At 64.9% G+C, this 6,219-nt stretch carries 6 protein-coding genes; 1 reads left to right on the top strand and 5 read right to left on the bottom strand.

Features of this window, described 5'->3' with window-relative positions; translation table 11 throughout:
- Window positions 1–103: 103 nt before the first annotated feature.
- The 4 genes from RTN46_RS03795 to RTN46_RS03780 form a co-directional block, all read right to left on the bottom strand.
- Entirely contained in the window at window positions 104–451 is a 348-nt protein-coding gene (locus RTN46_RS03795) for an RNA polymerase-binding protein RbpA (protein WP_312179135.1), read from the bottom strand.
- Window positions 452–763: 312 nt separating this feature from the next.
- Window positions 764–1,738: an SPFH domain-containing protein gene (locus tag RTN46_RS03790; protein WP_312179133.1), complete on the bottom strand. Its 975-nt coding sequence runs from the start codon at window positions 1,736–1,738 to the stop codon at window positions 764–766.
- 111 nt (window positions 1,739–1,849) lie between these two features.
- Window positions 1,850–2,362 (bottom strand): NfeD family protein, encoded by a 513-nt coding sequence (locus RTN46_RS03785; protein WP_312179131.1) that lies wholly within the window; start codon window positions 2,360–2,362, stop codon window positions 1,850–1,852.
- A gap of 153 nt (window positions 2,363–2,515) precedes the next feature.
- Window positions 2,516–3,370 (bottom strand): putative RNA methyltransferase, encoded by an 855-nt coding sequence (locus RTN46_RS03780; RefSeq protein WP_312179129.1) that lies wholly within the window; start codon window positions 3,368–3,370, stop codon window positions 2,516–2,518.
- Window positions 3,371–3,457: 87 nt separating this feature from the next.
- Between RTN46_RS03780 and RTN46_RS03775 the strand changes: the two genes are divergently transcribed.
- Entirely contained in the window at window positions 3,458–5,533 is a 2,076-nt protein-coding gene (locus RTN46_RS03775; protein WP_312179128.1) for a S9 family peptidase, read from the top strand.
- A gap of 72 nt (window positions 5,534–5,605) precedes the next feature.
- On the opposite strand, the gene RTN46_RS03770 is transcribed toward RTN46_RS03775, so the two are convergent.
- The gene (locus RTN46_RS03770; protein WP_396157278.1) at window positions 5,606–6,187 is read right to left on the bottom strand and encodes a peptide deformylase; all 582 of its coding nucleotides are present in this window, start codon (window positions 6,185–6,187) and stop codon (window positions 5,606–5,608) included.
- Between the last annotated feature and the right edge of the window lie 32 nt (window positions 6,188–6,219).

The following is a 6,219-nucleotide window of genomic DNA, read 5'->3' as shown; positions in this document are numbered from 1 at the left end:
CGGCCCTTTTTGCCGTTTTACTGGACCCCCGCTGCTGGCCCGGTGCAGGCCTCCTGTGGAGAAGCAGGGCTGGCAGCAGTTGGAAAGTGGTTAGAGCGCCCTGTTAGGAAGCGGCACGCTCACCGCGGCGTTCCCGCAGCTTGTCCAGGCGATCCTTGAGGATGACTTCGAGTTCTTCGATGCTGCGTCGCTCCAGCAGCATGTCCCAGTGGGTGCGTACAGGCTTATCGTTGCTCGTGTCCGGCTTCTCGCCATCCACCAGCAGTGCTTCCTTACCGGTCTTGGATACCCAGACCGGGGGAACTTCAGCTTCCGCGGCGAAGGTCACGAACACGCGTTCGCCGTCCTCGCAGCGGTATTCGACACGCTGCCGGGGAGCCGGCTCCACACCGGATTCCGTCTCCATGCTCTGCGCACCCAGACGCATACCCCGCAGGCTACGATCGCTCATTTTTTCTCCCTCAATCAGTTTCGAAGGACCATTGAAGGCCCATCTATAGTGCTCACTGCGCCGTCAGCACAGCCGCTAAAGCCTCTTGCCGCACAAAACCGGCACGGTTAGTACAACGCCACAGCCACAGATCCTGTTCCCGGGAGGGCAGATCAACCGCCCGCACCCCGGCAAACAGTCAATTATACCGGCACACGGCAGCGGGCTGTGACCGCGGCCTAAGTGCAGGCTCTCCGATGCCCCAGGTTCACCCGCCGCAGGACCGAAGGCTCCGGGCTAACCGTCACTCCCGGGTCATGCTGCAGCTGCAGCCTATCCGGCGGTTGAAGGGCCTTCCGGAGATTCGGCAGAGGAGGCGACCGCCGCTTCGTCAGGCGAGGCAACCGTTCCGGGCCTGGCATCCGGCAGGAAGTCGCCGAGCGCCGAACCTACCCCGCGCAGGGCTTCGCCAAGTTCGCTGGGAATGATCCAGACCTTGTTGGAACTGCCTTCTGCCAGCTTGGGCAGTGTCTGGAGGTACTGGTAGGCAAGGAGCTTCTGGTCCGGGTTGCCCTTATGGATCGCATCGAAGACCTTCTGAATGGCCTGCGACTCGCCGTCGGCCCGCAGGATCGCAGCCTTGGCGTCGCCTTCCGCAGCGAGGATCGCTGCCTGCCGGCGGCCTTCGGCGGTGAGGATCTGCGACTGCTTGGTGCCCTCGGCCGTAAGGATCGTGGCGCGGCGTTCGCGCTCGGCCCGCATCTGCTTCTCCATCGAATCCTGGATGGACAGGGGCGGCTCAATCGCCTTGAGCTCCACGCGGGAGACGCGGATACCCCAGCGTCCGGTGGCTTCGTCCAGGACGCCGCGCAGCTGGCCGTTAATCCGGTCACGCGAGGTGAGCGCCTCTTCGAGGTTGAGCCCGCCGACGACGTTGCGAAGGGTGGTGGTGGTGAGCTGCTCGACGGCGTGGATGTAGTTGGCGATCTCATAGGTCGCCGCCCGGGCATCGGTCACCTGGAAGTAGACCACCGTGTCGATGGACACCACGAGGCTATCCTCGGTGATGACCTGCTGCGGCGGGAAGGACACTACCTGCTCGCGCAGGTCAAGCAGGGGGAGCAGCCGGTCTACAAAGGGAATGAGGATGTTCAGGCCGGGGTTCAGCGTGCGCATGTACTTGCCGAGGCGTTCAACAACTCCGGCGCGCGCCTGGGGAATGATCCGGATAGATTTTGCGAGAACGACCAGGACAAAGATGATCAGTACCGCCAGGATAATCAGCAGTACGGCAGTTTGCATTTCCATATTCCCCCTTGAATTGCGGCCGGATCCTCTAAGGTCCCGCCGGGATATTTACCTCCGGCCGAAAGCCGGTGGCCTGGGTCCGTGAGGCAGTGCCCCATGGCCAGTTAGGTTTCAGCGTCCGGTCAGCCCGCCATCCTGGCCGAAGGGACCCGCGGCCCCGCCGGCGGGACGCAATGGTTCAACTGCTGTAGCTCCCTCAATCCTGATAACCGACACGGCCTCGCCGGCTGGCAGGAGCGAGCCGTCACCGGACCTCGCCGTCCACGTGTCCCCGCCGATTTTGACCGTACCGGTGCGTGAGCCCACGGGCTCCAGCGTCACAGCCGCTTCACCGATGAGCCTTTCGATGTTTGACCGTGTTTCCCTCGTGCCCGCCTTCAGGTGTTTGAGGGCCACAGGCCGGACCAGGATGATCATCAGGAGCGCCACGACGGAGAAAACGACAACTTGGAGGAACAACGGGGCGGACAGGATCGCCGCTAGCATCGCGGCCAAGGCCCCAACGGACAACATGGCGAAAAAGAGGTCCAAGGTCAGGGTTTCGATCGCTGCCAGCCCAAGGAAAAGCACCAGCCAGACAACCCAGCCATAAGCCACGAGCCATTCGTAAACTTCTTGCATCATGCTTCCCTCCGGCTCCGTCCGTCCCCGTGCCGGGAGGTACAGGCGGCCCGGCGGCGGGTGGAGGAGTGTATGCAGGCTTTTGGCTTATTCTGCCTGATCTTCGGCGCTTAACCTAGGTGGCCCGGGAACGGCGCGCCCTGACCGGCGCTGGTGTTATGCCTTGTCAGGCCCTGAAGCCTGAAAACGCTGCACCCCAAACGCCGCGCTGACCTTCAGCGGGAAGGAAACCGCGTCCAGCGAGGCCTCCAAGCGCTCCGGTTTGAGGTGATGGGCCGAGGGACCCATCAGGGCAGCGTTACGGACATCGGACCGGGAGAGTTCCATGGTGTATTCCACATGCCGTCCGATATCAAAGGTGAAGCCGCTGCCGAGGGAGTTCGCAACGCGCTCTTCCTTCTCAGAACCGATTTCAAGCAGCCCGCCCAGGGACCTGATTTCCCGCAGGTGCCCTGGCAGGGGAGTAACGACGATGAGGACCCCGCCGGTGCGCAGGACACGGCGGAACTCGGCCGGGTTGCGCGGGGCGAAAACATTCAGCACCGCATCTGCGGCGGCGTCTGCCAGCGGGAGCCGCCGCCAGACGTCCCAGACCAGGGCATATCCCTCCGGCAGGGCTTTCGCGGCCCGCCGCAGGGCGTATTTGGAGATATCCAGTGCCACAGTGGCTGAAGCTTTCAGGGCGTCTGCTGCTTCGGAAAGGTAGTAGCCGGTGCCTGCTCCCGCATCAACGATCACCGGGTGGTCTCCGGCCGCAGCGGCGAGCTCAGCGACACAGGCGGCCAGCGGCCCGTAGTGCCCGGCTGCGAGGAACTCGGCTCGTGCCTGCACCATGTCGGCGCTATCCGCCTGGAACTTGGTGCCCGCACCGGTCAGGAGGTTGAAGTAGCCCTGGCGTGCCGCGTCGAAACGGTGTCCGGCGGGGCATCGGAGCTGCCGCCGATCCGGCTCCGGCTTCAGGTCCTCCCGGCAGACGGGGCAGGCAAGCAAGGATCGGTTTCCGGAGGGCATATCCCAATCCTAGGCGGCGGTGTTCAACCGAACGGTGCCGGCGCACCCCGGTCCGGGCAACGGAGAGAGCTTGCTAAGCTCGGAATCGTGAAACCTAGTGACCTGGATCTCCTGAACGCCGTCTCCGACCCGACTATCCATCCCGACGGCGGCCGCGCCGTCGTCGCCGTCCAGCGGGCCGACTTTTCAGCCGATGCCTACGTGGGTCAGCTATGGAATGTCTACCTCGACGGCGGGGCACCGCACCGGATAACCCGCGGCTTCAACGATGCTGCTCCGTCCTTTTCCCCTGACGGGCAGACGCTGGCCTTCCTGCGTACCGTTCAGGGTGGCCGTCCGCAGCTCTTCGCCATGCCAGCAGGCGGCGGCGAACCGGTTCAGTTGACCGACCGCAGGCTGGGTGTGTCCTGGTTCCGGTTTTCCCCGGACTCGACGCGAATCGTGTTTTCCTCCCGCGAGCCGGAGCCCGGCCGCTATGGCACCGTCGACGGCGTTGTCCCCGGTGCGGAGGACCCACGGCTCATCACAACGTTCAATTACCGGGCCAACGGGGCAGGCTACACACGGGATAAATGGGTGCAGGCCTTCGTGCTGACTCTGCCCGGACTGGCCGATGAACCCTTCATCAAGCCGGAAGGGCGTGCCGCGGCCGGCGGTTCCGCAGCTCCCGGCGCCAACGGCCTCCCCGATGTACTGCAGCTGACGGACTACGACGCAGATGTCCTGAATCCGGTCTTCAGCGCCGACGGTTTGCGGGTGATCTTCACCGCGGCCCTGCACCCGGAATCCGATACTGACCTGGTCACGGACGCCTACGGAATCAGCTCTGACGGCACGGGGGAGCCGCAGCGCCTGAGCAACCTCGGCACGAGTTCACGGCTCTCCGTTTCCTGCCCTGTGCAGAGCAGCGACGGAGCGTGGCTCTACTATCTGGCCCAGGACCTCACAGAAACCGGGCTGGATTTCCTGGCCCGGAACACTGCACTCTATGCAGCTCCGGTTCAGGACCCCTCGAGTCCGGTCCAGCTGACCGATCCGGAAACCATCGACCTGGCCGGCGGGGGAATCATCCCGGATGGACAGGACAGTGTGCTGGTCTTCAACCTCAGCCGGGGCAGCGGCGAACTGCTGCGTGCGTCGGCCCGGGGCACCGTCAGCACGCTGGTCTCGGGGCCGCGGGTGGTCACCGGTGCCGCCGCCGCAGCTTCGGGCGCCGTCGTGGTGGTATTCACGGATGCAGACACGGCCGGTGACGTTGCGGCAATCGATCCCACGGCTCCGGAGAACCTGCGGCCGCTGACAGATTTTTCCGCTGAGTTGCGCAGCCGCACGGTGGTATCCGCCCTGCACGAGGAAACCCATCCTTCAGCAGACGGTTACCCGGTGCACGGCTGGGTGGTCCTACCCGAAGGGGAAGGCCCGCATCCGGTGCTCCTAAATATCCACGGCGGCCCGTTCTCCCAGTACGGTTGGGGGCTCTTCGACGAGGCGCAGGCCTACGCTGCGGCCGGTTACGCCGTAGTGATGTGCAATCCCCGTGGCTCTTCCGGCTACGGCCAGGCACACGGTCGTTCCATCAAGGAGGCCATGGGAACCCTGGACCTGCAGGATGTCCTGGGCTTCCTGGAAGGTGTTCTTGCCGCGCACGCGGACCTCGACGCTGAGCGCCTCGGAGTCATGGGCGGGTCCTACGGCGGCTACCTCACGGCGTGGGCAATCGCCCAGGACCACAGGTTCACGGCCGCCATCGTTGAGCGCGGATTCCTTGACCCGCTCTCCTTCGTGGGTTCCTCGGACATCGGCTGGTTCTTCTCCGAGGCGTACACCGGCGCCGACCCGGACCACGTCCTGACGCAGAGTCCATTCGCCCAGGTGCACAAGGTCCGGACCCCGGCCCTGGTCATCCATTCCGAGGAAGACCTGCGTTGCCCGGTTGAGCAGGCGCAGCGCTATTACACGGCACTGAAGCTGCGGAACGTCCCCACCGAACTGCTGCTGTTCCCGGGGGAGAACCATGAGCTGTCTCGGGCCGGTACCCCCTGGCACCGGCGCCAGCGGTTCGAACATATCCTGCGCTGGTGGGCACGCTGGCTGCCGTCCGCCGCGAACACGTCAGAGGAATCAGCGGCCGACGACGCCGAACGCGCCACGGTCGGCGCCTAGGGGCCGGCTGGCTAACGGCCAGCTGGCTAACGGCCGGCTGGCAATCGGGGCTGAAAGCCCGGTCGTGCGGGGTTAGAAACCCAGCACGCGCCGGGCTTCGCTGATTCCAGGCTCGGCCCAGCGGTGGTACTCGGAGTTGGCACACAGCGACCGCGTTAAGGCCTTGTCCACGTACACCACACCGTTAAGGTGGTCCGTCTCATGCTGGACGATCCTGGCCGACCAGCCGTGGAACTCGCGCCGGCAGGAAACGCCGGCTTCGTCGTCGTACTCCAGCCCGACTGAATGGTGACGGGCCACCACGCCCTGATAGCCCTCAAAGGAGAGGCAGCCTTCGTAGAAGGCCGCGGTGCGGTCATCCAGGGGCTCATAGCGCGGATTCACGATGGTGAAGAACGGCAGCGGGGCACGTTCCCGGAGGTCTGCGAACTCCGGGTCCGGCACATAACTGTCTTCCAGCACCGCAATCCGCAGCGGGATTCCAATCTGCGGTGCCGCCAGCCCCACGCCGGGGGCAGCATGCATAACGCGCCGCATCAAGGCCACAAGGGCAGCCAGCTCATCAGGCTGCAACTGTCCCTCGAATGGTGTGGCCGGGCGGCGGAGTGCGGGATGTCCCAGCTGGACGATGGGAACGAGTTCATGCTCCAGCATGGGCAGTACAAGGCCGCGGATGGCGGCAGTGG

Origin of the sequence: Arthrobacter sp., from assembly GCF_031988865.1 — a bacterium.
Classification (GTDB): Bacteria; Actinomycetota; Actinomycetes; order Actinomycetales; family Micrococcaceae; genus Arthrobacter_B.
The sequence above is the reverse complement of the archived record's forward strand: the minus strand, read 5'-3'. Positions and strand labels throughout refer to the sequence as shown.

Coding starts and splice junctions, on each gene's coding strand:
- RTN46_RS03795 (WP_312179135.1), bottom strand. CDS start 451: ATGAGCGATCGTAGCCTGCGGGGTATGCGTCTGGGTGCGCAGAGCATG.
- RTN46_RS03790 (WP_312179133.1), bottom strand. CDS start 1,738: ATGGAAATGCAAACTGCCGTACTGCTGATTATCCTGGCGGTACTGATC.
- RTN46_RS03785 (WP_312179131.1), bottom strand. CDS start 2,362: ATGATGCAAGAAGTTTACGAATGGCTCGTGGCTTATGGCTGGGTTGTC.
- RTN46_RS03780 (WP_312179129.1), bottom strand. CDS start 3,370: ATGCCCTCCGGAAACCGATCCTTGCTTGCCTGCCCCGTCTGCCGGGAG.
- RTN46_RS03770 (WP_396157278.1), bottom strand. CDS start 6,187: ATGCTGGAGCATGAACTCGTTCCCATCGTCCAGCTGGGACATCCCGCA.